The following is a 26,510-nucleotide window of genomic DNA, read 5'->3' as shown; positions in this document are numbered from 1 at the left end:
CGCAGAGCAAAGTTGTCTAGCTAAACCCTAGTTGATGGCGGTGGCATCCGTCCAGTCGTCGCGTGCTGCGCCACGCTAACGGTTGCTGTAATGACCGATGGCCGCCAACACGTCCTGGTGAACCGAGCCTGCCGTCGCCTCAAGGCCAGCGCCTACGCCCTCAACGGGAATTGGGGTGTCTGGATCGCGCGCCGTCCAGACTCTGAAATATGCGCGTTCGGGAGCGAGCTGAGCATAGGGTGAGTCACTGCTTACCGGCTCCAACGCAGCGCTGGCTTTAACTTGCTGATGCTCGTCTGCCTGCAGTCGTCCTATGTAACAAAACTGAGTGGCATCCGGATAAGTCGTTAAGCGCCAATGGTCGAACGCCGCGTCTAATTCATCATCTAAAGAGGACGCCAGCACCAGGCTCTGAATCTCGGCATCTTCCAGCGCAAAGTCCCAACCTGCCTCGCGCGCAACGATCAGTAGTTTTTTCGCAACGTCCCTACCGCCGAGGTCGGTACGTGGATCGGGCTCTGTAATACCGGCATCGCGCGCTTTACGAAGTAACTCTGAGAGCTTCTCACCGGGCCGATACTGCTGAAAAATCCACGTCAGTGAGCCGGAAAAGTTTCCCTCCACCCGCAGCACTGAATCGCCCGCTTCATAACATTCCCGCACGGTCTGGGGTACTGGCACACCCGCGCCAACTGTGGCCGCATAGAGCCATTGCCGCTGATGTTTTTCTAGAGCGGCTTTTACCTCCTGATAGAATTCGCGCGGCGCAGCGCCAGCGTATTTATTTGCGCTAACAATATCAGCACCGGCGCCAATCCAATCAGGATAGCAACGACTGACAGCTTCCGATGCGGTCAGATCCAGCACCAGCGGTATGCGCCCTTGGCTTCGCTGCTGCTCAATGTCCGCCAGGGTTAGCGGGTTACGCGAGTTGTGGGTGCTGGTGACGACCGCAGACGCCGGTAGCTGTGGTGCAAAGTTCTCCAGCCAGCAACTCCCCACCTGGCCAACACCGACCACCAGTAGTGCAAATTTGGGTTCTGTCTTAGACTGTCGTTTCACGGAGGATCGCATAGTGTTCCCTGAGCTGTGATGGTGACCTTTACGTCGTTTCCAAGAGCGCTGGGCGCACCTTTATCGACACGGAGTTAAAGTGTTTTTTCGATAATGCCCAGCGCTTTTTTGGTAACGTGTTAAAATAGTGCATAAAATAAACGCTCAATACAAGCGAGCACCGGACCTTGGGTACCTAATTATGCAAACGTTTTCTTGTCAGTGTGGTAATACTCTGCATTTTGCCAACACCCGCTGTGTCAGTTGTGGTCTGATGCTAGGCTTTATGCCTGACGAAAAAAAGTTGAGTGCTTTTACCCACCACGAAAAAGGCGTCTGGCGCGCCGCAGCGAACGGCAAACTCTACCGTCAGTGCAAGAATTATTCGATACAGGACGTCTGTAACTGGATGGTCCCGGCAGACCAACAGGGAGAGTTATGTGCGTCCTGCGAGTTAACCCGAACCATTCCTAATCTCGACCAGCCTGATAACCGGGGCCTATGGGCGCAGATGGAGCAAGCCAAACGGCGGTTACTCTATACCCTTTATAAACTTGAGTTGCCGGTCATCTCGCGACAACAAGACCCACAGCAAGGTCTGGGTTTTGAGTTTCTTGAAGATCAGACTGAAGATGAGTATGGCAACGAGCTGACGGTTAAGAATTTCGTCACCACCGGTCACAACGCCGGCATCATCACGCTTGATTTAAAAGAAGCTGAACCAAGTTCAAGAATGAAAATGCGCGAAGAAATGAATGAGCAATACCGTACTCTTGTCGGGCATTTTCGGCATGAGTCCGGGCATTACTTTTGGGACCGACTGGTACGTAACAGCCACTGGCTGGATGATTTTAGAGAGCTTTTTGGTGACGAGCGGCTGGATTATACCTATGCGCTGCAGCACTACTATGAACAGGGCCCAGCACCGGACTGGCACAAGGTATGGGTCAGTGCCTATGCCAGTATGCACCCATGGGAGGATTGGGCGGAAACCTGGGCTCATTACTTACACATGGTAGACACCCTGGAAACCGCCAGTGATTTTGATTTCAGCGTATCTTCACATCAGGTCGTCAATCCATTGCTGCAATTACCACAAAGTGATGAAGCGAAAAGTGAAACGCATTTCAATCAGCTCTATAACGACTGGTGTCGACTCACCGCGGTATTAAATGCACTTAATCGCAGCATGGGACTGGACGATGCCTATCCTTTCGTACTCTCCAACGTCGCCATAGGTAAACTCCGCTTTGTGCACAAGGTCATAAGCTCAGCGCATAGCAGTTCAAGTTAATCCTCTTTTTCCCAATCAAACCGCGGCAGGCCGGAAAATGCCTGTCGCAGACCTTCATTCCACTGCTTCTGCATAGATTTGTACATCGGGCTGAAGGCGCTGTATTTGTTGTGCCAGGGCTCGGCAAGACTACCGTCATCGTAAATCGCCAGCTCAATAGGTAACCCCACACTGATATTACTGCGCACGGTAGAATCAAGAGACACCATGGCGCAGCGCGCGGCATCTTCCAGCGACGTATTGGGCGCGATAATACGATCCAGGATAGGTTTACCGTATTTGTTTTCGCCGATCTGTAAATAGGGTGTATCGTCAGACGCGCTAATGTAATTGCCTTGTGGATAAATCATATAGATTTCAGAAGCTTTACCGGCAATTTGCCCACCGAGAATGAAACTTGCCTCGGCGCTGGCATTACTTTTTTCCAGAGCCGACGCGTGCTGTTGTTGCTCTTTTTGACTTAAGTTGCCAATGTAGCTGGCAAGGTCATATAAATGTTTGCCTTTGCGAAGGTTAAACTCAGCCTCGGGATCTTCCAGATCCGAGTTTATGGCATTCACCACCGACTGCGAGGTCGCCAGACTGCCCGCCGAAAGCAACACCAAAGTGCGTTCACCAGGCCACGAAAACCTATGCATCTTGCTGTAGGTCGCAACGTAATCTACCCCGGCATTGGTGCGTGAATCAGACGCAAACACCAAGCCTTTGTTAACACGAATTGCCAAACAATAGGTCACAAAACACTCCAAAAAATAGCAGCTGATACGCAGCTTAAACTCGCCATATTCTCTATGCAAGTCGCATTAAAAACAAACAGTTTTGTCTTTTTACTGCGATTGCCACTATGTTTAAAGGAGGTAATCAAACAAAAAAGGACCGTGCATGACCATTCGTTGGGGAAGCTATAAAGTCACTAATTTGTACGATGAGTTATTACGAGCGTCAGGTAAACCGAGGGCTGCAGCTGAAATCATATGCGGTTATCTGCGCAGTCTGAAAGATGACGATCTTGAAGAATTTAAGATGGCTGCAGAGTCAGCCATTCATGTCATGGGCATCAGCTTCCGCGTCTATCACGAGGACGAAGGATCGATCGACAGGGACTGGCCCTTTGATATCATTCCAAGAATTATCGACAAGCAGGAATGGCTAAACATCGAGGCGGGGCTAAAACAGCGTGTGAAAGCCTTAAATATGTTTATCGATGACCTGTACAACGATCAGAACATCGTCAAAGACGGCGTATTTCCGGCTGACCTCCTGAAAAAGTCTAAGAATTTTCTACCGCAATGCAAAGGTGTTCATCCTCCCTTAGGAATATGGGCACATATTTGCGGATCAGATTTAGTGAGGGATAACGACGGTACAGTTTACGTCCTTGAGGATAACTTGCGCGTTCCTTCAGGCGTATCCTATATGCTTGAAAACCGTAAGGTGATGAAACGGGTTTTCCCGGAAATGTTTGAACAATACAGTATTTTACCGGTGGACGATTACCCATCGCACCTTTACGACATGTTGTGTGAACTATCACCAAGAGACATTGAACAGCCGGAAATCGTCCTGCTAACTCCGGGCATCTACAATTCCGCCTATTTCGAGCATGCTTACCTGGCCCAGCAGATGGGAGCAGAGGTGGTTGAAGGACGGGATATGTTTGTCGATGACGACGATGTTGTCTACATGCGTACGATTGAGGGTCCTGCACGGGTGGATGTTATCTATCGGCGGGTTGATGACCACTTTATTGACCCTGAGGTATTCAACCCGGATTCGATGCTGGGTGTTCCTGGTCTGATGCGCGCCTGGAAAGCGGGCAATGTCGCACTTGCCAATGCGCCTGGCTCAGGAGTTGCGGATGACAAAGTCGTCTACGCTTTCGTGCCCGATATCATTAAGTATTATTTAAACGAAGATGCCATCCTGCCCAATGTTCCCACCTACAAGTGTATTAACAAAGACGAGCGGGACCATGTCATCGAGAATATTCATAACATGGTAGTTAAGCCAGCTAATGAGTCTGGTGGCGCCGGCATGCTGATCGGTCCCCATTCCAGCAAAGCAGAATGTGAAAAGTTTAAGCGTCTGATCCGCAGAGATCCGCGTAATTATGTCGCGCAGCCTATGCTGATGCTATCCACCGCGCCAACCTTAATTGGCAATAAAGCTGAGCCCAGACATTTGGATTTACGACCATTTGTCTTAAGTGGTAAAGCTATTGAGGTCACCATGGGCGGCTTAACCCGGGTAGCTCTGCGCAAAGGTTCAATCGTCGTCAACTCCTCTCAGGGTGGCGGCAGTAAGGATACCTGGATAGTGGATATGGAGGCCTAATCATGTTGTCACGAGTAGCTAGCAATATCTTCTGGATGGGCAGGTACCTTGAGCGCGCTGAAAACACCGCCAGGGTCATTAACGTTAATTCGCATTTGTTAATGGATTTACCGCGCACGGTAAAGCTCGGTTGGGAGCCGATTATCGATATTTTATCCGTCAGGGAAGATTTCTATGAAAATTATGAAGAGGCTGATGAGCACAGTGTGGTCAAATATATGGTCACAGATAAAAATAATCCCAGCTCTATTATCAGTTCGCTCACCATGGCCAGAGAAAACGCCCGCACGATAAGGGAAATTTTACCCACCGAAACCTGGGAGCAGATTAATTCCCTATACCTTTCGGCCATGCAAAATCGTGCTTCGATGCTGGGCAGACGTCACCGCTACGAAGCGCTAGGCGATGTCATCCGCTCCAACCAAACGATCACGGGTATGCTCTCGGGTACCATGACTCAGGATGAGGGCTACGCCTTTTTGCGCATTGGCCGTAACCTTGAACGAGGCGATATGACCACTCGTATTATTGATGTACGCTCGGCGACCTTGCTCCCTGAACTTGATACAGAGCAATCAGCGTTCGAAAATATTCAGTGGATGGGCGTGCTTAAATCCATGTCTGCGTATCAAATGTACCGGCGGGAAATGCGCCTGCGTATCAACCGCGCCGACGTGCTGAAATTTCTGCTCCAGGAGCCTCGCTTTCCGCGTTCCTTGTCGCATACCCTGAAGCAGGTTAAGGCACTATTGCAGGAGCTACCGCATCATAGCAGCGCGATAGAACCTATTGATAAGCTGCAGTCGAAGCTGTTAAAAGCCAAACCGCAATCCTTAAAACAGGATAGCCTGCACGAGTTTATTGATGAGATGCAGTTAGGGTTGATCAAGATTGCCGAGGAGATCAACGAGACGTATTTTTAGCGTCCTTGTTCGCACATGATGACCCGGTTTCGGCCCTCGCGCTTGCCCGCATACAGCATCTTGTCGGCGCGCGTGATGAGGGCCTCCAGATCAACATCGTCGTCGTGCGCGACTGCAATTCCAACGGTGACGCTTAAATTAAGATCGCCCATGTCTTCCTTCTCTGGCAGTTCGGCGACCTTCATCTTCAATCGCTCAGCTATCACCTGGGCGTCGGCGGGACTAGTTTGTGGCAGTCCGACAATAAACTCTTCACCACCAAAGCGCCCAATCACATCTGTGGGGCGCAGCGATTGTGCACAAACCTCGGCGATTTTGGTCAAAATAAGGTCGCCGCGGGTATGCCCCCAGGTATCATTGATACTTTTAAAATGGTCCACATCAATCATGAACAGGCAGAACGGTGTTTTTTCTGAGCATGAGCGTTGCAGCAGCCCTTCGGCGCGTTTCATGAAATAAGAGCGGCTGTCGAGCCCGGTCAGCGCGTCCCGCTCGGCAACCATTCGTAACTGTGCTTCCAGTGACTTCCGGTGAGCAATTTCTGCGACTAGATCGCGATTTTGCTGACGCTCTTCGTGAAGTAGCGCAAATTGTTTACGCTGCAGGAACTCGAGTCGCAGTAACGCGCAGTAGCCAACGATATTAGCCATAATTAACAACAGCACTATCCGCACAATTTCCGCCGGTGAGAGTCCCGTAAAAAGCATCACCGCAGCGATAAAGCCAACACTCAAATACAGGCAGCCTAACGCGGCTACGGTAAGCAGGTTGGGGATGAGCAGGAAGAACGCCAGAACCGCAACGGCCGCCGCTGTCACCTGGCTCGAGAGACTTTCCGGGCGCAGAGGAACGATTAAAAGAATGCCCGTAGCCACAATCAAAAGCGGTAATAGATGCAGCCAGCGGTTCCGGTTGTAGTCGCCTCGCCGGCCAAGAACAAGTGCCAACACCAGACAAAGACTGACCACCACCGCGCGCATGCTCGCCAACAGGTAATACTCACCGGTTAAACCGAGCAGACTGTAGTCCGTAATGGTAAACATACCAAAGACTATGGCTATCAGTACCCAGGCGAGACGCGACTCATGCCGAACTCTGGTTTTGATCGAACTGCGATAATCCGACTCCTTGTCAGGATCGCGAAATTGTCCGGTCAACCAATGGAGATCAAATTGTTTCTGTGCGGATGACAACGTTACTCTTTCCTCTATAAAACGGTCATGGGGTCTGTTGCAGCATTTGAACCCTTCCTTTATTCAGCTATTAAGCCACCTGAATTTCAGCGCTCATGAAATCTGCACAACGCCCGATAAGAACTACGCGCTCGCCTTTGACTTCACACTCTATCCTGCCACCCCGTTGGGAAAGTTGTTCGGCGCTGAGTTTACTCCTACCAAGTTGGTCGGCCCAGTACGGCGCAAGCTCACAATGTGCTGAACCGGTGACGGGATCTTCGTTTACCCGCAGCTTGGGGAAAAAACAGCGACTGACAAAATCGACATTCTTGCCAGGTGCGGTAACGACAACTCCTCGCAAGCTGAGGTCTTTGAGTTTTTCGAAATCAGGGGATAACGAGCGAATTTCGTCTTCTGAACCATACACCGCTACATAATCAAACCCGGCAAGTACCTGTTCAGGTGGCTTGCCCAGTCCATCCGTAAGCTCCTGTGGTGCTTCAGTTGGGTTCGGCAAGGTTCCAGGAAAGTCCATGGCATAACCGCTTTCTGCGCGGCTTACACGAAGCTCACCACTGCGGGTCTGAAAGACAACCTCAGGCTCGTTAAAGGCAAGGTGAGTAAAGATCACATGCGCCGTCGCCAAGGTCGCATGACCACACAGATCCACTTCTTCAACGGGGGTGAACCAACGCAGCTCAAAAACATCGTCTTTGGCGACAAAAAATGCCGTCTCAGAAAGGTTATTTTCCTCAGCAATAGCTTGCAGCATACTGTCATCAAGCCAGGCCTCCAGGGGACAAACCGCAGCCGGGTTACCTCCAAAGACATGCTCACTGAACGCATCCACCTGAAACATCTTTAACTTCATCTGCTCTCCCCTACCTTGCTTAGTCAGCTTGCCCCGTCTGTGCCTTAATAAAGGCGCGGGTGTCTTTTAACAACGCCTGCCGCGCCGGCTCGTGCACATACATCATGTGGCCACCGTGATAATAGTGGTAAATAATGTCCTCGCCCGCAATGCCATGGCGATTCAAGGTGTACTCAGCATCGAAAAAAGGTGTGACCAGATCATAATAACCGGAACCTACCATCACCTTTAACATGGGATTATTGCGCAGAACATCCGCCAAATCAGGGGCGGTATTAACGTAATGCGGCTCCCACGAACGGCCTTCAGGCAGAGGGCTCCAACGCCACTTGCCTGACAATTCAGGGTCCGACGGATTGAGATACTTACGCTGCCAGTCAATACCTAAGTCACTCGCCATGTAATGCATCAACGCCGCTTTGTACGCAGGTGAAATCACACGAGCCGCATCACCTTCAGGTCGTGCTGCGACATCATCGCGCTCGTCTTGGGTATAGCGGCTATCGAGGAGACCGACTGCGATGCCTTCATCGCGACGCAGCTCTTTGGCAAAACGGAACGCATTGATGCGCAAGTCAACACGCTCAATGTACTCTTTACTCAAACCGGTAAAACGCTGCAGTTTAGCCACTAATTCTGCACGTTTGGCGTCACTTAGCAGATTGCCCTGGAACAGTGCCGGTAACAATTCCTGCGCAGCAAAGTCGCGGCTGGCCTGAATAAAGGCTTCAAAATCGCCTGAGTTATCCACTTTGCCGTGATACCAGGCGGTCGCCGCCATGGTCGGCACATAGGTAATGTAGGAAATGATATTGTCATCAACGTACGGAGTCGACCCCTGGTAATCCAGGGCTTGTGAGACAAACACGATGCCGTTGACGTTGATCACGTAGTCATCCAGCAACACCTTGGCTACGGCTGCCGCGCGGGTGGTACCAAAGCTCTCCCCCATCAGGATGACCGGGGAGTTCCAACGATTATTCGCAGTCAGCCACTCAGCAATGAAGGCTGCCATTGAGTTGGCGTCTTCCGTCAGTCCCCAGAAGTCTTCCTTTTTGCCTTTACCGATAGCGCGGGAAAAGCCTGTGCCTACGGGATCAATAAAGACCATGTCGGTGACATCGAGAATGGTTTCCGGTGCATCTTTTAGCGTATAGGGCGCAACGCCCGGATGCTCCGCATCGCTCGGAACAACGATACGTTTGGGACCGTAGCCCCCCATGTGTAACCAGGTCGAAGAGGATCCCGGACCGCCATTCCAGATGAAGGTCACCGGGCGATTCTGCTCTTTGTCGACCACATAATCGAACGAGAAAATCGCCGCTGTTGGCTCCCCTTCACCATTGCGAATATAGGTTTCGCCGGCGTCGACCGTATAAGTCAGGCGCTTGCCATTAAAGGTACCTTTATGTTCCGAGCGAAAACGCGTCGGCGCCGGCACTGGCTGCTCGGCTTGCTCTGCTGCTTTGCTGGTTTCAGCCGGTTGCGCTGAAACGCTGGCAGGCAACGCCACCAACATTAAAAGAGATAAAAACGCTAAGTAGTTGTGCATTATTTTCACTGTTTTGCTTCCTATCTGGGCTATTTACGCAGATTACCATAAATAGGAAAGGCAAAGCGATGCATAAGCAACCAAGCCTGTTATGGCTGCATGTGCAGCGGAATGAACATACAGCACCGAAGACCTAAGGTAGTGTTCGCCCACGGGGCAATTTAGGGGGAACTCCCCTATATCGTTCTTCAGGGGGAGGTGTAACTCTGAGAAGGTCAACCACAACCTTTTTGGAGATTAACCATGAAACGAACACTTCTATCATTAGGTATTTTGGCCTCAGGCCTCTTCGTCGCACCAGCGGTTAGCGCTGATGCATTACTGGGACCTAAATTGGCACAAGATTTAAAAAGCCTTACCGGGCCATACGATGTCATCGTATCCTTTGACGAACAGAGTACTATCGAACCCGTGTTGCAGAATTTGGGAATCCCATTTCTGGCACTTAAAACCATGCCAATGGCGGGCGCCACTGTAACTAAATTGCAATTAGAAGCGCTGATGGTTAACCCTGCAGTTAGCAGTATTTATGCGAATACCCCTTTAGAATACAGTAATTACACCTCTGGTGAGATTACTGGTGGTCATTACGTGCAAGACTATTATGGCTTAGACGGACACGGCGTGACCATAGCGGTACTTGACTCAGGAGTAGATGCAACGCACCCAGACCTAGAGTTTCAGACAAAAACCGTTGAAAATGTGAAGATTGTCGGTGACCTTGATTTGCTTGGTGGACGCAACGCCTTTATCGAAGGAGTTCCCAATAGCGATACTTCGTCAGGTCATGGTACCCACGTTGCGGGCACAGTTGCAGGCTCTGGTATGGCGTCAGTTAACGATGAGCGCCGGGCTTACTATCACGATGGTATTGCCCCAGGAGCAAGTCTTATTGGCCTTGGCGCAGGGGAAGGTATCTCGATCCTATATGCGTTATTAGGTTTCGATTATGCCATTGCCAATCAAGACCGACTTGATATTGATATTATAACTAATAGTTGGGGCGGCGGAGACGGTGCTGAATTTGATCCAAATAACCCTATCAACAAGGCTTCCTTCGAGGCTTATAGTAAGGGTATGGTTGTCAGCTTCGCAGCTTCTAATTCCGGTCCTGCTGAAGATACCCTAAACCAGTATGCCGTTGCACCATGGGTAATTAATGTCGCGGCGGGCACGAGCGAAAAACTTCTCGCCGACTTCTCAAGTCGCGGTGTGGCGGGCCACCCGTACAAGCTACCGGATATTACAGCACCAGGGCAAGATATTACTTCTACCCGGGCTCCGAATACCGCTATTGGAGCAACCGGCCCGGTTACCGACCCAGCGCACCCTGAATATACAGTGTATTACCACACGATCAGCGGTACTTCGATGGCCACGCCATTTGTAGCAGGGGTCGCCGCATTGTTGCTGGAAGTTAATCCAGACTTATCGCCTGATCAGATTGAGCAAATCATAAAAGATACTGCAGAGCCAATGGACTACGCACCGCACGAGGTGGGTAGCGGCTATATAGATGTCAAAGCAGCTGTCGATTTAGCGAAAGTAACAACTGGTAAGCGCCGTGCCTTTTTGGACGGCGATACTCTATGGTCGAGTCAAGGTGAGTGGACGGCGGCCGATGAAAGCGCTGAACAATTTGTTTATGTGGGTAAGTGGCAAACTAAACACTACGATTCCGCATTCCAACAAACCGTGACTACGGCGAAGAATCCTCATTCGTCGGTTTTCGTAAAAGTACGTGGCGAACGGGTTCGTTTTCACTTTTTAGCCGTCAATGATAAGCCAGTTTCGATTGAGCTTATTGCTGATGGGCAATCCATGGGGACGAAAACAATCTATGCTGCTGATGCGTCAGAAGCGGCACCAAAGGACGTTGCCGTCGCCTTTGATCACTTAGGTGAAGGAATCCACGACCTGGAAGTCCGAATTCTGGATAAACGCGTCATGTTTGACCGTATGGATGTGGATGGAGCAATTCTATCTCCAGATGTCAGCTTTACCACCAGTCAGCAGATGGATTCCGGCACTATGGGCGTTTCAGCCGAGAACCTCGAAGTACAAGAATTCCCGCTGGAAATCGCACCAAATGATGTCAGCATCACTTCAACCCTGAACTGGACGGGTGTGGCTGACTTGGACTTTTTCCTGGTCAATCCAGAGGGCGTCGAAGTCGCTTCCAGTGCATCATTGGAGAACCCTGAGGTAATCCAGTTCTGGACCGATATGCCAGGCACCTACACGCTGCGTGTAACTGGCTACATTAGTCTTGCTACACCATTTACCATCACGACCGACATCACCTCTGAAGTACGGTAATAGTTTAACAAGCGCGGAATGCATGACGCATTCGTGAGCTCTAACCAAAAGGCGCCATTGGCGCCTTTTTACTTAATGAGTTTTTCAAGTGTAAGGAGGTACTGAATGAATAGGGCCAACTTTTTTGTTTTCACAAATTTTGTTGTAAAGCGTTTGTTTTGCCATGCAAGCTAAATCTGCAACTTGGCATGCTAAATTGAGACAAAAAAATCGTGTGCGTGTAGCGTGACGACTTCCAGATAGATTATTGGTAGCTTTGTAGGCTCGGTTGCGAGAACAAGAGCCGGCGTAGACAAGAATAAGAAGCCGGACAGCACGCCCGCCGCAGCTAGGCACCCTCAGATATGGTCGCGCGGGATCGTCTCGTCCCAACTCATGCAGCACACCCGCGTCTCACCTTCATAGGCATCGAGCTCGGCGCGGATGTAGAAATTGTTCTCGTCCGAGGTCAGACAGGTATAGGTCCGGGTCTTGATCTTCCAGTCGTCGCGCTGGAGCGTCCGGATCCACTCAGTTGTCCCCATCACGCTGGTGAAATCGCCCGTGACGGCTGAATATTTCTCCACTGCATGGGTGCCGACCGTCAGGTCGATATCGTCGAACCGGAACAGGCCGCGATCATCGATGACCTCCAGTTCGGAGCGCTGGTCAGCAAGATCGCGATGGACCAGCCAGCGATGCTCGCCCGATTTGTACACAGTGGTCGAGGGGGGATGCGCGCAGACCGGCGGATCGAAGCTTGCCTCCTCCTCGCCGCCGACATTTTTCGTGCGGCAGGGCAGGATGATCCGGCTCTTGCCCGTATAGACCGTGAGCTTGGTGGATTCCGGCGGGGTCCAAGCCATCGGCCAGTAGACGGTGGAGACGGAAACCCGAATTCGGTGGCCCTTCTCGAAGCGCTGGGCGATATGGTTCAAGGGCACCTTGACCCTGTAGCGCTTGCCCGGTTCCAGTAATTCGGGGTGCTGGCGGCTGTCACGATGGGTGAGGTTGAGCATCCCGTAGGTCACGCGCGTGATTTGATGGTCGGGCAGGAAATCCGACAGACGCACCGCGACCATGGCGATCGGCTGGTCGCTCTCCAAGTCGAGTTCGACGACCGGCTGACCAAGAATCTCCACGTCCTCTTCCAGCTCGTGGGTCTGGAAGATCAGTCCGCCGCCGTCCTCGGAACGCTGGTCACCTGCGAGATCCGGCCCGTTGGCGTAGGAACACCATTTGCCGGCAAACAGTCCCAGCGTGACCGGGGACTGGACCTTCATGCCCACCTCCTCGGTCTCCTCACCGCTATCCTCTGCGATGAGGTGGCGTCCAGTCCCGAAGCTGTAGGCGCGAGGCTCGATATCCGGGCTCGGCCATTCAGCCTCGACCACCCAGCGGCCTTTGCGGTATTTGTACTGGGGATTGGGCGGCGCGGAGTCCTGCATGTAGGCGCACAGCATGTTCTCGTCGTCCATGCCCTGGTCCTTGCCCTTCAGCCAGTGATCCCACCAATCGAGAAGCTCGCCGAGAAAGTCGATGGCCGGCCCGGGGCTTCCGATATGCGGATAGGTGTGACCCCAGGGCCCGACGAGGCCCTTACGCGGCACGTCGAGATTTTCCATGAGGCGGAAGACGGTATTGGTATAGCCGTCGGCCCACCCTGAGACTGCGAAGACCGGGATCTTGATGTCGCCGTAATGCTCAGAAACTGAGCCGTGCCGCCAGTAGCTGTCGCGGCGCTGATGCTGCAGCCAGGTCTTCAGCCACAGTCCGCTCCCCTTCAGGCGCTCCATCCACATCTCCTTCCAGCGGTCCCCGACTAGCGCGGGGTCGGGCGGCATGGTGTTGTAAGAGAACATGACGCCAGCCCAGGAGAGATTGTCGCCCAACAGCGTGCCGCCCATGTGGTGGATGTCGTCGGCATAGCGGTCGTCGCTGGAGCAGACCGTAACGATGGCCTTGAGCGGTTCGGGCTGCATCGCCGCGATCATCAGACCGTTGAACCCGCCCCAGCTGATGCCCATCATTCCGACATTGCCGTCGCACCAGTCCTGCTCGGCCAGCCAGTGGATGGCGGCCACGCCGTCATCGAGCTCGCTCTGCAGGTACTCGTCAGTCAGCACGCCCTCGGACTCCCCGCTGCCCCGAATGTCCAGGCGAACACAGGCATAGCCGTGCCCGGCGAGGTATTTGTGCGTGATCTCGTCGCGCACGGTCGAACCGAAGCGCTTTCTGTAGGGAATGTATTCCAGGATCGCCGGTACCGGATCGTCGCCTGAATCCTTCGGGCGCCAGACGCGCGCGGCCAGCTTCAGGCCGTCGCCGACCGGGATCCAGACATTCTCCTCCTCGATGATCTCGCGGGGAAAGTCGGATACGCTTTTCATAAGTCCTCGGGGTGCGGCTGAATGTAGATGGGAAGCGAAGCTAAAATCCGGTTATACGCATCCTCCAGCATGTCCTTGTCATGGCCGCCGAGGAAAATGTCGGCAAGCTCGTACGAATAACTGTCTTGGTAAAACATGTCAGAGAGACGCTGATCCTTCTCGACCAGAACGTTCGCATCGAAATCGGGCAGGATGCGCTTCAACTCCGCGATCTCTTCAGAGCTGGGCACGCGCTTGACGATGCCATCGGCCTCGAAGCTTCTCAGCATAAACTTGCCCGCGATGGCGTCTTTTCCTTCGCGGTAAGGCATGTCTGGCTCGAGCCCCATCGACAGCTCGATAGCCACCTTCTGGTGAGCCGCGCCGTCGACCATGTGGAATAACGGAGAGTGGGACTTGGAGATTCGGGCGTTGATCTCGAGCAGATGCAGGTCGCCGCTTTCGGGATCGTAGAAGAATTCGACATTGAACGGCGAGCCGTCATAGCCGATCGCCGTCATCATCTTGCCGGCGATCTCGGTGGAGCGCTCGATGACCTCTTCGGGCAGATCGGCGGGGTACTGATAGCGCGAGAAGCTGGACGCGTGCTCGCCCTCGCGCAGGGACTCCACCGCGCCGTAGACCCTAATTTCGCCCTGCCAGACATAGCCTTCCAGCGTGAACTGCCGCTGGGCCGAAATAAGTTGTTCGGCCACGGCGAAATTACCGTCGATACCGTCGATCTCGCTGCGGTCCTCAAGCTTGTCCAGGAAAGCGTTGAAAGGCTCGCCGATCAGATGGATCTTCTGGCGACAGGCTTGCAACGCCGCATCGAATCCTTCCTCGTCCTCGACCAGAAACCCGAGCACCGAGGAATGACCTTTGACCGGTTTGAGCCAAAACGGATAGTCCGGCGCGTCTTTCTTCGCATTTTCCGGCTCGAAGGGATTGATGGCACGCACCTCGGGTGCAACATCGGGGAAGGTCTCTTTCTCCTTCAGGCGTGCCCAGTACTTGTGCTCACATTTCGCGACCGCTTCGGGACTAGCACCCGGCATTGCGTAGTCGCGCAGCAGCAACGAAACGAGCGAGGTCACAGGAAAATCCAGATAGCCGATGATCGCATCTGGGCTGCCGCCATGCGCGTCGATAATGGATCTGGCATGCTCGTAAAGCTCGTCGAAATCGATACGGCCGCTGGCTGGCTGAACGTCAGAATATTCAAGTGTGCGGATCAGTTCCCAGTTCTCCGAGCCTGGAATTTTCTCGATCAGGGAGAGATTGAAGTCGTCGGCACCGACGACGAAGATCTTTTTTTTGCCGCTGCTGGCCTGAGTCCGATCGTTCATCTGTAATATCCCTGTACTGCTAGACTTTCCAGAAGTATAGGACACGTCTTAAGAAATTTCCTATTTGGACGAGCCTGCGAATAGACCGAGAGCGGGAGCACTGAGATTGGTTCTACGCAAATTTTACGCACACATTCCAAACGAGGCTTTGATATGCCCATAAGGAGTGTTCATGACCAAAGGAAAGAAATACAGTCCAATGTTCAAACTCGCCGGTATTTATACATTTCCCAGCGGCATCCGTGGTGACCCTCGCGAGGAGCTTAAAATCCTGACCAGCTGATGGCATAGTATAAGTCATAGGCAGCAAATTAAGGAAAACAACATGTCCGCCTCTGCAAAAAACAACAACAACAACAGGATTGATTTCGCGTTTATCAGGAAGGCTGCCCTTGAGGGGGTCGTCATCTTCATTGCGGTGATACTTGGCTTTTTCGCCGACGACTTGCGCGAGAAGCTCACTATAGAAAATCAGAAGAATGATGTTCTACTCATTATTCATGCTGACTTGCAGCAAGACATTCAATTATTTGAGCAGCTCGGACAATCTTTCGCCTTAAGTGCGAAAAGCGGGCTGTATGTTTATCAAACGGCAGAGAACCCAGCTCAATGGCGTGCATCACCTGAACTTGAAAAACGTATTCTGTCGCTACTGAGCGGCTCACCAATCAAGCAAAATCGCGCTGGCTACGAATCGGCCAAAGCACAAAACTTACTTACCCAAATTGACGATCCTCAATTACAGCGTAGGCTGGGTGGCTACTACGAGAGCACGTCAAAGCACATGACGACAGTCAATGAGATGCTCATTCAGCTTTTTCTTACAATGGTAGATGACTTAACCCCTGCACTGGAGTTTCAGAGTACCGCCTCAGATATCGATTTTGGCAGCATCAAGCGCTTTAACGATATTAGTTCGGCCGAGTTAACCCGGCTACGCGCCTCGATTTATAACTTTCTTACGTTCGCTCGCTTGCATGCAGCGCAATTTCATTACTTTGCCAATCAAATGAAAGAAATCAGAGACCAAGTTGAAGACGAGTTGCGCCAAAACGGGATTTCGCTGCCGGTGAAGTAAATTAAAAATAGGCCAGCTACATAGACTTAAGATGGTGGCCCCTCCCAGATTTGAACTGGGGACCAACCGATTATGAGTCGGCTGCTCTAACCACTGAGCTAAGGGGCCATTACAGATAGGAATTGAAAAAGCGGGCGCAAGTATATGAAATTTCGGCCCGCTTGTCATGACCCCTGAGGGCGGTTTTTACAGTTTAATATTGTAGAATTCGGCAGCGTTGCGCGCGAATACTTTGTCAATCGCGTCGGCGTTGTCCAACGCGCCAGCGACAACTGAGATGTCGGTTCTGTTAAACGGTCGCTCAGCGCGATTTGACGGCAGGTCGGTACCGAACATCAAACAGTCAGGGTTGGTCTCGTACAGCTTCTGCACGGCTTCAGCAACGTTTACTTCCGTCCGACCAAAGCCACTTGCTTTAATCTTCACCCCAGCTTCTGCCAGCTTGCGCACCTGTGACAGACCTGAACGTGCCATGCCCAGATGATCCACTGATGCCTTTGGTAACTTTATCAGCTTCGGAATGATTTCATCGAGCTCACGGCTATCGACGTACATTTCCAGATGCCAGCCCGCCAGATCCCAGATCCGCATGCCGAAATCGACCAGGTTATCCAGACCGCTCACCACGCCGCGCTTCAAATTAACACGAACGCCTCGCACACCTGCGTCCCGCAGGCTCAAAATCTTTTCATCGGAGACCGTACTCGGCAGATTGGTGATGCCAACAAACTGATCACCGAGCTTCTCCAGTGCGGGTTTCAAATACTTTTGATCAAACCCATGGGATGAGCCTGACACAACAACCCCACCCACGATCGGCAGATCGCGTGTACGATGTTGGTAGTCTTCCACCGAAAATGGTGGCGGTAAAAATCCCTGATTCTCGATCAACGGATACGCATCATTATAAATGTGTAGATGCGCGTCAATAATACGACCCGGTTGTGGGTTATCAGCGATTTTCTTATCCGACTCTGTCATAAGGTATCCTTTTCAGCGAAGTTAGCCTCACCTTAACAAATTTAGCGGCAAATTTCACATCAGCCGCGTTTATACTCATTACAAAAAAGCCCCTGAGCTATTCGCTACAAGGGCTTTCGAAGTAGTAAGCACTTACCTCGGGGTAAGACGCTTACTCGTCAAGGAACGATTTCAGTTGCTCAGAACGGCTAGGATGACGCAGTTTACGCAGCGCCTTAGCTTCGATCTGACGAATTCGTTCGCGGGTGACATCGAACTGTTTGCCCACTTCTTCCAACGTATGGTCCGTATTCATATCAATACCGAAGCGCATCCGCAAGACCTTCGCTTCACGCTGGGTCAATCCTCCCAGGACTTCGCGGACTGAATTACGCAAGCTTTCCGAGGTTGCAGAGTCGACTGGCAGGTCGAGGGTCGTGTCCTCGATAAAATCGCCAAGATGCGAATCTTCATCATCGCCAATTGGCGTCTCCATGGAGATCGGCTCTTTGGCAATTTTCAGCACTTTACGGATTTTATCTTCTGGCATCACCATGCGCTCAGCCAGCTCTTCAGGTGACGGTTCGCGACCCATCTCCTGCAGCATCTGCCGCGAAATACGGTTGAGCTTGTTGATGGTCTCGATCATATGCACAGGAATACGGATGGTCCGTGCCTGATCGGCAATCGAACGGGTGATCGCCTGACGGATCCACCAGGTCGCATAAGTTGAGAATTTATAGCCACGACGGTATTCGAATTTGTCGACGGCTTTCATCAGACCAATGTTACCTTCCTGAATCAAGTCCAGGAACTGCAGACCACGGTTGGTGTATTTCTTGGCAATCGAGATAACCAAACGTAAGTTCGCTTCGACCATCTCTTTCTTGGCGCGCCGTGCCTTGGCTTCGCCAATCGACATGCGACGGTTGATATCCTTCACTTTCGCGATGGTCAAACCGGTTTCAATTTCGACTTCAGACAGTTTTGAGATGCAACGCTCGATTTCCGGGCGCAGGTCACTCAAGCCTTGCGCATAGCTTTCGCCACTGTCGATAGCGGCATCAAGCCAGGCAGTGCTGTTCTCGTTACCGGCAAAAGCTTTCATGAAGGCGCGTTTTGGCATTTGTGCCTGTTCGACACTCATCTTCATGATCAAGCGCTCTTGCACGCGAACACGATGCATCATGTCACGCATATCTTTGACCAAGCGGTCAAACTGCTTAGGAACCAGACGGAATTGCTTAAATAAGTCGCTCAGCGCGTCGATTTCTTTACGAGCTTTTGCGTTATCGCGGCCATGTTTGCTGATAGCTTTGCGCGTTTTTTCATACTGCGCGCGTAATTCGCCAAACTTTTGCCGTGCAAATTCCGGATCGATACCGCCCTCATTTGCATCATCGTCGTCATCGTCATCGTCGTCGTCATCATCTTCGTCATCGAGCTCATCCTGAGATAGCTCAGAACCGATGTGGGTCGCGGCGACAGGCGCTTCGTCGACTTCGTTTGGATCGATAAAGCCAGAGATGATGTCGGTTAAACGCATCTCTTCGGCTTCACATTGATCCCATTGATCAAGTAAAAAGTTAATCGCTTCTGGATATTCAGCGACGGAACACTGGACCTGGTTGATGCCTTCTTCGATACGCTTGGCAATATCGATCTCGCCTTCACGAGTCAATAGCTCAACGGTACCCATTTCCCGCATGTACATACGCACCGGGTCGGTGGTACGGCCAAGTTCACCGTCAACACTCGCAAGTGCTTGAGCTGCGGCTTCCGCGGCATCTTCATCGGCAGTGTCTTCGCTCATCATCAGGTCATCGGCATCAGGGGCGTTTTCAAACACCTTGATACCCATGTCATTGATCATGGCAATAATATCTTCGATTTGATCGGAATCTACAATCTCAGAAGGTAAATGATCGTTAACCTCGGAAAATGTCAGGTACCCCTGCTCTTTCCCTTTGGCAATAAGAATTCTGAGTTGCGATTGACGACTCTGCTGCATACAGATCTACCACCTGTCATTTCAAATGGATAAATAAAAACCGGTCTTAAACTTACGAATCAAATTCAAGACCGGAAATTATAGCAGAATATGCAGTTTTGAGCCAGAAATTAATCAGTAGCTTTGTGGGATTCGGCTGAGTGCCAATTCACCGGTTCCGACCAGAATACTGTCTTTAAAAACCAGCGGTGTGCACTCGTCTTTGCTGGTATTGCCATCAGCTTCGACGCGGTGTGTACGGTAGTAAAGGACATCGTAGCGGGCGCCATCAAGGGTGGTGCGATTGGCAAAATCCGGGGTTCCCATGCGACTGCGAACATCGGTCAAGGTCGCGCTATCCGACAACGCCGAAATCATCTGGCGGTTCTGCTCTTCCTGTTTGCGGAAGTCACTGCTTGAGTAGCCATCGCCATGCTCGCCGTCGGCAACAATGATACATCCTTGCAAAGTCGCACTCGCGGCTAAGATTGCTACAGCAGCTGCTAAACCTTTTATTGCTTTCATTCGTTTTTCTCCTAGATAAGACGTCAGGTTATTATTAGGTCGTGGTTTTGACTTATGACATAGGTTTTAAAGCAAAGATGATGCCAAGTTATCAGAATTCTATTTTTATACTTTAATTCAAACACTTAAAGTTTAAACAAGAAAAGGTATGGAAACTCGTTCGAGAAATTGTTTGGCAGAATCACCAAGCGTTGGTCAAATTCGCTAGTCGCTGTCGCTAACCTGGCTTTTTTGTGCGCGGTGCTGCATCAGCGCCATGTACTCTTTTTTCTCGGTATGGGTCAGCGGTGCTTCACGTTCCTTGGCGAGCAGTTCGTTGGCACGTTGCTCAACAAAAAGATCGATAAAGAACAAGAACGTATCAAAAAATTCCTGGCCAATCTTATCCTGATCCAGGTGGTGCTCCCAGGTCACTAACTGACGTAGCAGTTTCTCTTCACGGCTGCCGCGCCACTGTTCGAGTAGCTGAGCTGAAGTCAGGTTCTGTTCGCGGGCCTGCTGATGCAGCTGCATAAATACCTGGATACCTGGTAGCTTGAGCTGACCAAGCGCATCATGAACCGGTACTTCCTGGGCCAGTTGCGGGTATTGCAATAACAGTGCAATAGCACGTCGAATTGGCGTGATCTTAAGCTCGTCCCGCTCGGTGGTGGTGGCTTTCGCTTGCCGTACCTGTGCCGCAACCTGTGACACCTCGCGGCGCAACAGCCGCGCGAGCTCGGCCAACAGCGCTTCGCGGTAATAGTCACTGGCAATGCGCTCAATTAAAGGCTTGGCTTGGTTGAGCAATGCCGCTCGGCCACTGTCGGAAGCCAGATCCAACTGCTCTGACAGATGACTGAAAAAATAGCTGGTGAAGCTTTGCGCCTGAGCGAGTCGCGCGGTGAAGGCTTCAGCACCCTCCTGGCGGACCAGACTATCGGGATCCTCACCGTCAGGCAGAAACAGAAAGCTCAATTCCAGGCCGTCGGTTAAAAGAGGTAAGGCATTTTCCAGTGCGCGCCATGCAGCATCACGGCCGGCGCGATCGCCATCGTAACAGCAGACCACCTTGCGCGTAGCGCGGAACAGCATCTGTAACTGGTCCGTCGTAGTGGCTGTACCCAACGAGGCAACAGCAAAATCAATGCCCGCCTGAGCCAGTGCCACCACGTCCATGTAGCCTTCGACAATGACGATTTGTTCAATCTGCCGATGGGCCTGCTTCACCTCATAAAATCCGTACAGCTCCCGGCCTTTGTGAAAAACACGGGTTTCGGGCGAATTGAGGTACTTAGGCCCATCGCCTTCAAGGATGCGGCCACCGAAACCGACCACGCGACCACGGCGATCCCGGATCGGAAACATCACCCGATCCCGGAAAAAGTCATAATAACGTCCGTTATCGTTGCGATTGACGAGTTTCAGATCCACTAACTGATCGCGTGATCCCTGGCCTTTGCCCAGGGTTTTCAGCAGATCGTCCCAACCATCGGGGGCATAGCCAATCTGGAAAGCTTTCACCACTTCACCACTCAGGCCTCGGCCCTTTAGGTAGTCAATGACCTTAGGTGCATTGGCATGGCGGCGAAGCTGGTGAGCAAAGAACTTAGCCGCATGTTCCATTTGCTGGTAGTCATCGGCCGCCTGTTGACGTTTGCGCGCCTCTGCCTGAGGATTAACTGAGGTTTCCCGCGGCACTTCCATGCCCAGCATTGCCGCTAACTCTTCAATTGCATCAGGAAAGTCCAGGCCGTCATAGCGCATCAAAAAATCAATGGCATTGCCATGCTCACCGCAACCAAAGCAATGAAAGAATTGCTTGTCGGGAGCAACAGTGAAACTTGGGGACTTTTCATTATGAAAGGGGCAACACGCCTGGTAGTTACGGCCTGCTTTTTTTAACGGAACGCGGCTGTCCACGACTTCGACCACGTCTGCGCGATCAAGGAGATCATGAATAAAGCTTTTTGGGATCAGGCCTGCCATGGTTATTTGTGTTCCGTTGTTCTGAACTGACTTGATTGTACTTGCTGAATGGGAATTGCAAAAGCCTAAATCAAAAAGCCCAAATGAAAAAGCCGGACCACGTTTCCGTGCTCCGGCCTTCGATTAGTTACTGAAGCTTTCAGTAACCAGTCGCGACGTAAAAGCTAGCGACTCTCTCTACTAAGCAATACTTGCTTGTTCTTAGTAAAGACGAGTGCGGCGCGCGTTTTCGCGCGATAATTTCTTCGCGTGACGTTTTACGGCTGCAGCTTTCTTGCGCTTACGCTCTGAAGTTGGCTTTTCGTAGAATTCACGACGACGCACTTCTGAAAGTACACCGGCTTTTTCGCAAGAACGCTTGAAGCGGCGTAAAGCGACGTCAAACGGTTCGTTTTCTTTTACTTTAACAACTGGCATTAAAATCTCACCTCAATGAAAATTCTGTTGTTGGGTTATCAACATTGGTTACTAATTAACCAAGACGAATAAAAATGGTGCTGAATTGTAGCGAGTTCAGATCCTGATGTAAAGCCTGCGATCAATTTAATTAAGGGGATTTAGCACTAGCAGCGGCAGGGATGGAAGCGGTGAAGCATGGTATCAGGCTGGTCAACGAGAGTCCCATGCTCTTAGTCACCGCTTCCAAATTTTTGGCCGAAGGGTTCGCCTCAAATGAACTGAGACTATTGTTTCATTTTTGTAACCAGTAGTATGACAGTTTATTGCGCCAAAGCGTGTCGCAGCAACTTTTTTCGCTTAAAACTTTTTCTTTTTTAGCTACAATTTTTATAAGTTGATACAATACCTCAACTTATTTTTTCGGGAATCGCACCATGCTTGACACTTTTCTGTTCCAGTTCACTTCGTTATTCACCATGATTAACCCGATTGCCGCAATTCCCATCTATATCGCGTTAACTGAGGCAATGACTCCGAAGGCTGCGCGTTGGGTTGCTATGCGTGCGGCTGTCACGGCTTTTATTGCTCTAACAGTGTTTGCCCTGCTGGGCGAAGCAATCTTCAGCTTTTTTAATATCTCCGTAAACGGCTTACGCGTCGCTGGTGGTATTTTGTTCTTCGTGATGGGCTTTGAGATGCTGCGCGGGCGCACGGTACCCAAGCGGGTGGACGGTGAGACCGACGGGGACTTTGGTTCTGATGTGGCAGTCACCCCTATAGGCATTCCGATGATTGCCGGACCCGGTGCGATCACCATGGTGATTCTGTTTATTCAGGAAGGCAAAGTTACCGAAGCAACCGCCTCTGCCACTATTAGCTTATTTATTGCTATTGCCACGGTATGCGTACTGACGGCCATCGTCTTGGCCAGTGGCCGGCAAATGCTGGCTAAGCTCGGTCGTAGCGGCAGTAAGATCCTGATGCGCCTGATGGGCTTAATCGTCATGCTGATTGCCGTCGAGTTCTTCTTCGCCGGCATCAAGCCCTACATCATTGATATCGCGACGTCGATCCCGGCCTGAGCAGACCGGGATCGATTTCGTTAGTCCAGCGCTGGCACATCCATGCCGCGTTTTTGATAAAACTCGGCGACGTGCTGATCCAGGCGGTCGGCGGCAATCGCCTCGCGCAAATCACGCATGACTTTTTGATAGAAGTGCAGGTTATGGATGGTATTCAGGCGTCCGCCTAACATCTCGTTGGAGCGATCCAGGTGATGCAGGTAGGCGCGCGAGTAGTTTTTACAGGTGTAGCAGTCGCACTCAGGATCCAGCGGCCCGGTATCGGTACGGTGCACTGCGTTACGGATCTTGACCACGCCAGTACTGACAAACAAATGACCATTCCGGGCGTTACGGGTCGGCATCACGCAGTCGAACATATCAATGCCGCGCCGTACCGCTTCCACCAGATCCTCAGGTTTACCTACGCCCATCAGATAACGGGGTTTGTCCACCGGCATTTGAGGCGCAATATGGTCCAGTACCCGCATCATATCTTCTTTGGGTTCACCCACAGAAAGCCCGCCGACAGCGTAGCCATCAAAACCGATATCGGTCAGACCATCCAGCGAGATGGTCCGCAATTCTTCGTACATACCGCCTTGAATGATGCCAAATAACGCCGCCGGATTATCTCCGTGTGCGGTCTTAGAGCGCTCCGCCCAACGCAGCGATAACTCCATAGAACTGCGGGCCTCGGCCTGCGTCGCCGGGTAAGGTGTGCACTCATCAAAAATCATCACGATGTCAGAACCTAAGTCCCGTTGCACTTCCATCGACTTCTCTGGCGTCAGCAGAATTTTTTCACCATTGATTGGCGAACGGAAAGTCACGCCTTCCTCAGTAATCTTGCGCAATTCGCCCAGGCTAAACACCTGAAAGCCACCCGAATCCGTCAGAATGGGTTTATCCCAATTCATGAAGTCGTGTAAATCGCCATGTTGCTTGATGATTTGCGTACCGGGACGCAGCATCAGATGGAAAGTATTGCCCAGGCAGATGTGCGCGCCAGTATCCTTCACTTCTTCTGGCGTCATCCCTTTTACAGTACCTGCAGTACCCACGGGCATAAAGGCTGGTGTCTCAACCACGCCCCGCTCAAAAATCATGCGCCCGCGGCGAGCTTTGCCACAGGTCGAAAGTAATTCAAACTTCATTTCATCACCGCTAGGTTAAATCACGGAAAAACAGTCCGAGAGCATCAGTATACCTTAGCTCGGCTGACGGGTCACAAACATCGCGTCACCGTAGCTGAAGAAGCGATAGCTGTTGTCAATCGCCTGCTGGTAGGCGTTCAGCACATGATCCCGACCAGCAAATGCCGACACCAACATGATGAGAGTTGACTCTGGTAAATGGAAGTTGGTGATCATCGCATCGATGATCTCAAACTTGTAGCCAGGGTAGATAAAAATGTCAGTGTCGGAGAAAAACGGTGCCAATTCTCGCTGTTCCTGGACCGCAGCCTGCGCGGCAGATTCCAGTGAACGCACCGAAGTCGTGCCCACTGCGACCACCCGGCCGCCATTGGCCTGAGTTTGTTTTATCAGGGTCACGGTTTCTTCGGGGACCTCAGCGTATTCACTGTGCATGTGATGCTCTTCAATCTTATCGACGCGCACCGGCTGGAAGGTTCCGGCGCCGACATGCAATGTCACATAAGCAAAGTTAACGCCTTTGGCTTTCAGCTTGGCCAGAATGGCGTCATCAAAGTGCAATCCTGCCGTGGGCGCTGCGACGGCACCGGGCTTTTTGTTATAGACCGTCTGATAGCGCTCACGATCACTGGCTTCATCGGGGCGATCGATATAAGGAGGTAATGGCATGTGTCCATGCTGCTCCAGAACCTCGAGCACACTTTGTTCAGTATCAAAGCGCAATTCAAACAGCGCTCCGTCGCGCCCTAGCATTTCAACTTCAACGGCATCTTCCATGCGCATCCGCTGGCCAGGCTTAGGCGCACGGTTACTGCGTACGTGCGCCAGCACGCGGTTATCATCAAGCATACGCTCGACGAGAATTTCGACTTTGCCGCCCGAGATTTTTTCACCCAGCATCCGCGCTGGAATCACCCGGGTATCATTGAAAACCAGCAAATCACCTGCCTGCAAATGATCTTCAATGGCTTTGAACTGGTCGTGGGTCACCTCACCCGTCGCTCCATCGAGCACGAGTAATCGGCTCGCGCTGCGCTCTGGCTGTGGGTAGCGGGCAATCAATTGGTCGGGTAAATCAAAGTTAAAGTCTTTAACGTCCATAGGGCTTACTGCTGCTGGTTTTTGTGCGCGTACTTTACCTTTTTTACGCGACAAAAAAAAGCACGCCGGCAGGCGTGCTAAACAGAGATGACAACCGACCTTTTGGTCAGTTAAAAGCTATACGTGGTTGCTTTTGCTAATAGATCACTGGCCGATGAACAATTTTCCAATTGCTGCTTAGAAAAAATAAAGATTTTGTCACTTCCGTCTGCGCCGTTTCCTGCGCCCTCAACGACAAAGGTGACGTGCTCCTGGTCTGGTAAGGCGCGTAAGGTACGGCCGTAATTGCACAAGGTACTGGTCATGGTTTGCTCAAACTGCGCCAATTGCTGTGCTCTTTTCTCAGCGCGTTTAGCACGATGTTCTGCTGCTCTTGCTTGCAGTTGCGTCTTCGCTTCGTCAAGTTCCGCGCGGGCGCTGGCAACTTTCTCTTCGCTTTTCCGCAGCTGTTCGCGAACTTCCGTTAACTGCTTTTCAATAGCTTTGCCATCGTCCGCGTTGGCGCGCGCTAATTCAAGGTCGCGCACCTGGCGCCGTAATTCGCGCACCTGTTGGGCATGGTCGCGCATTTTTCGTGAGACCTGGCGCACCACTTTCACTTTGCCATCGCCATCGTCGCTGGTGAAATACACTTCGCCGTCATTGATCACGATTTCATCGGTCACCACCTCAATCTCACGCATCACTTCACCTGCAGCGGCCAGTCCTTCGGCCATGGCAGCCTCCAGCTCGATGCTTTCTATGCCATCTAAGTGGGGCAGATCCGGCATTGGGGGCATCGGCACACCGCCATTGAAAAACACCCGGTGTCCGCCACCTAGTTTGGTCCGGTACACGACCCCCTGACCCGCCAGGTAATTAAAGCTGAGACGATTGCTGCGCAGGTTACCCTGGCCGTCTTCACTGCGCTCCTGATCAAGCGTCGTGGTAAAAATGCTGTTCATAATCTCTAGCTGCTTACGTAACTCCTCTCGCTGCTGCTGGTCGGCCTGTGCTCCGGCACTGCCCAGCAACGCCACCGCGATGGCTGAAACTACTGCTAATGTACGCATG

The 26,510-nt window shown here is 51.7% G+C and carries 21 protein-coding genes and 1 tRNA gene; 6 read left to right on the top strand and 16 right to left on the bottom strand.

Annotation, left to right across the window (positions count from 1 at the left end; all coding sequences use genetic code 11):
• Window positions 1-75: 75 nt before the first annotated feature.
• Complete coding sequence (locus tag J6J34_RS09120; RefSeq protein ID WP_301834614.1) at window positions 76-1,074, bottom strand: hypothetical protein; 999 nt, start codon at window positions 1,072-1,074, stop codon at window positions 76-78.
• A gap of 181 nt (window positions 1,075-1,255) precedes the next feature.
• On the opposite strand from J6J34_RS09120, the gene J6J34_RS09115 reads away from it, so the two are divergent.
• Window positions 1,256-2,347, top strand: coding sequence for a zinc-binding metallopeptidase family protein (locus tag J6J34_RS09115; protein ID WP_301721523.1), 1,092 nt, complete (start codon window positions 1,256-1,258; stop codon window positions 2,345-2,347).
• Here the strand turns inward: J6J34_RS09115 and J6J34_RS09110 are convergent.
• Window positions 2,344-3,084 carry a proteasome-type protease gene (locus J6J34_RS09110; protein WP_301721524.1) on the bottom strand — a complete coding sequence of 247 codons (741 nt, stop codon included), beginning with the start codon at window positions 3,082-3,084 and terminating at the stop codon, window positions 2,344-2,346. The two genes, J6J34_RS09115 and J6J34_RS09110, sit on opposite strands and share 4 nt — an antisense overlap.
• A gap of 145 nt (window positions 3,085-3,229) precedes the next feature.
• Here J6J34_RS09110 and J6J34_RS09105 point away from each other — a divergent pair, with 145 nt between their 5' ends.
• Window positions 3,230-4,681 (top strand): circularly permuted type 2 ATP-grasp protein, encoded by a 1,452-nt coding sequence (locus tag J6J34_RS09105; protein ID WP_301721527.1) that lies wholly within the window; start codon window positions 3,230-3,232, stop codon window positions 4,679-4,681.
• Between the two features lie 2 nt (window positions 4,682-4,683).
• Window positions 4,684-5,604, top strand: coding sequence for an alpha-E domain-containing protein (locus tag J6J34_RS09100; protein WP_301834617.1), 921 nt, complete (start codon window positions 4,684-4,686; stop codon window positions 5,602-5,604).
• Here the strand turns inward: J6J34_RS09100 and J6J34_RS09095 are convergent.
• The 3 genes from J6J34_RS09095 to J6J34_RS09085 all read right to left on the bottom strand — a co-directional run bounded on the left by J6J34_RS09095 (window position 5,601) and on the right by J6J34_RS09085 (window position 9,202).
• On the bottom strand, window positions 5,601-6,797 hold the full coding sequence (locus J6J34_RS09095) for a GGDEF domain-containing protein (RefSeq protein WP_301834618.1): 1,197 nt from the start codon (window positions 6,795-6,797) through the stop codon (window positions 5,601-5,603). The genes J6J34_RS09100 and J6J34_RS09095 overlap by 4 nt on opposite strands.
• Before the next feature lie 70 nt (window positions 6,798-6,867).
• Complete coding sequence (locus tag J6J34_RS09090) at window positions 6,868-7,650, bottom strand: PhzF family phenazine biosynthesis protein (RefSeq protein WP_301834619.1); 783 nt, start codon at window positions 7,648-7,650, stop codon at window positions 6,868-6,870.
• Window positions 7,651-7,669: 19 nt separating this feature from the next.
• On the bottom strand, window positions 7,670-9,202 hold the full coding sequence (locus tag J6J34_RS09085; RefSeq protein ID WP_301898922.1) for a S10 family peptidase: 1,533 nt from the start codon (window positions 9,200-9,202) through the stop codon (window positions 7,670-7,672).
• A 243-nt stretch (window positions 9,203-9,445) separates the two neighbouring features.
• On the opposite strand from J6J34_RS09085, the gene J6J34_RS09080 reads away from it, so the two are divergent.
• Window positions 9,446-11,521 carry a S8 family peptidase gene (locus J6J34_RS09080; RefSeq protein WP_301774872.1) on the top strand — a complete coding sequence of 692 codons (2,076 nt, stop codon included), beginning with the start codon at window positions 9,446-9,448 and terminating at the stop codon, window positions 11,519-11,521.
• Window positions 11,522-11,859: 338 nt separating this feature from the next.
• Here the strand turns inward: J6J34_RS09080 and J6J34_RS09075 are convergent, their stop codons facing one another.
• Window positions 11,860-13,890: a CocE/NonD family hydrolase gene (locus tag J6J34_RS09075; RefSeq protein ID WP_301834623.1), complete on the bottom strand. Its 2,031-nt coding sequence runs from the start codon at window positions 13,888-13,890 to the stop codon at window positions 11,860-11,862.
• Window positions 13,887-15,218, bottom strand: a complete 1,332-nt coding sequence (locus tag J6J34_RS09070) for an ATP-grasp domain-containing protein (RefSeq protein ID WP_301834626.1) — start codon at window positions 15,216-15,218, stop codon at window positions 13,887-13,889. The genes J6J34_RS09075 and J6J34_RS09070 overlap by 4 nt, the downstream gene beginning before the upstream one ends.
• Window positions 15,219-15,543: 325 nt before the next feature.
• On the opposite strand from J6J34_RS09070, the gene J6J34_RS09065 reads away from it, so the two are divergent.
• The gene (locus tag J6J34_RS09065) at window positions 15,544-16,296 is read left to right on the top strand and encodes a hypothetical protein (protein ID WP_301834628.1); all 753 of its coding nucleotides are present in this window, start codon (window positions 15,544-15,546) and stop codon (window positions 16,294-16,296) included.
• 32 nt (window positions 16,297-16,328) lie between these two features.
• Here the strand turns inward: J6J34_RS09065 and J6J34_RS09060 are convergent.
• The 6 genes from J6J34_RS09060 to rpsU form a co-directional block, all read right to left on the bottom strand.
• Window positions 16,329-16,404, bottom strand: a tRNA-Ile gene (locus J6J34_RS09060).
• A gap of 78 nt (window positions 16,405-16,482) precedes the next feature.
• Window positions 16,483-17,277, bottom strand: a complete 795-nt coding sequence (locus tag J6J34_RS09055) for an amidohydrolase family protein (protein ID WP_301721536.1) — start codon at window positions 17,275-17,277, stop codon at window positions 16,483-16,485.
• 151 nt (window positions 17,278-17,428) lie between these two features.
• Window positions 17,429-19,267, bottom strand: coding sequence for an RNA polymerase sigma factor RpoD (gene rpoD, locus J6J34_RS09050; protein WP_301721540.1), 1,839 nt, complete (start codon window positions 19,265-19,267; stop codon window positions 17,429-17,431).
• 114 nt (window positions 19,268-19,381) lie between these two features.
• Window positions 19,382-19,771, bottom strand: coding sequence for a DUF3192 domain-containing protein (locus J6J34_RS09045; protein WP_301834659.1), 390 nt, complete (start codon window positions 19,769-19,771; stop codon window positions 19,382-19,384).
• 204 nt (window positions 19,772-19,975) lie between these two features.
• Window positions 19,976-21,739, bottom strand: a complete 1,764-nt coding sequence (gene dnaG / locus J6J34_RS09040; RefSeq protein WP_301774890.1) for a DNA primase — start codon at window positions 21,737-21,739, stop codon at window positions 19,976-19,978.
• A gap of 201 nt (window positions 21,740-21,940) precedes the next feature.
• Window positions 21,941-22,156: a 30S ribosomal protein S21 gene (gene rpsU, locus J6J34_RS09035; RefSeq protein ID WP_034733010.1), complete on the bottom strand. Its 216-nt coding sequence runs from the start codon at window positions 22,154-22,156 to the stop codon at window positions 21,941-21,943.
• Between the two features lie 416 nt (window positions 22,157-22,572).
• Between rpsU and J6J34_RS09030 the strand changes: the two genes are divergently transcribed.
• Window positions 22,573-23,220, top strand: a complete 648-nt coding sequence (locus tag J6J34_RS09030; protein ID WP_301721546.1) for a MarC family protein — start codon at window positions 22,573-22,575, stop codon at window positions 23,218-23,220.
• Between the two features lie 20 nt (window positions 23,221-23,240).
• Here J6J34_RS09030 and tgt read toward each other — a convergent pair whose 3' ends face one another.
• The 3 genes from tgt to J6J34_RS09015 all read right to left on the bottom strand — a co-directional run bounded on the left by tgt (window position 23,241) and on the right by J6J34_RS09015 (window position 26,509).
• A complete protein-coding gene (gene tgt / locus J6J34_RS09025) occupies window positions 23,241-24,356 on the bottom strand; it encodes a tRNA guanosine(34) transglycosylase Tgt (RefSeq protein ID WP_301834661.1) in 1,116 nt (371 codons plus the stop codon).
• Between the two features lie 54 nt (window positions 24,357-24,410).
• Entirely contained in the window at window positions 24,411-25,457 is a 1,047-nt protein-coding gene (gene queA / locus J6J34_RS09020; protein ID WP_301721635.1) for a tRNA preQ1(34) S-adenosylmethionine ribosyltransferase-isomerase QueA, read from the bottom strand.
• Window positions 25,458-25,567: 110 nt separating this feature from the next.
• Window positions 25,568-26,509, bottom strand: a complete 942-nt coding sequence (locus J6J34_RS09015) for a hypothetical protein (RefSeq protein WP_301834662.1) — start codon at window positions 26,507-26,509, stop codon at window positions 25,568-25,570.
• Between the last annotated feature and the right edge of the window lies 1 nt (window position 26,510).

Source organism: Pseudidiomarina terrestris (assembly GCF_030466405.1).
GTDB classification, from domain to species: domain Bacteria; phylum Pseudomonadota; class Gammaproteobacteria; order Enterobacterales; family Alteromonadaceae; genus Pseudidiomarina; species Pseudidiomarina terrestris.
The sequence above is the reverse complement of the archived record's forward strand: the minus strand, read 5'-3'. Positions and strand labels throughout refer to the sequence as shown.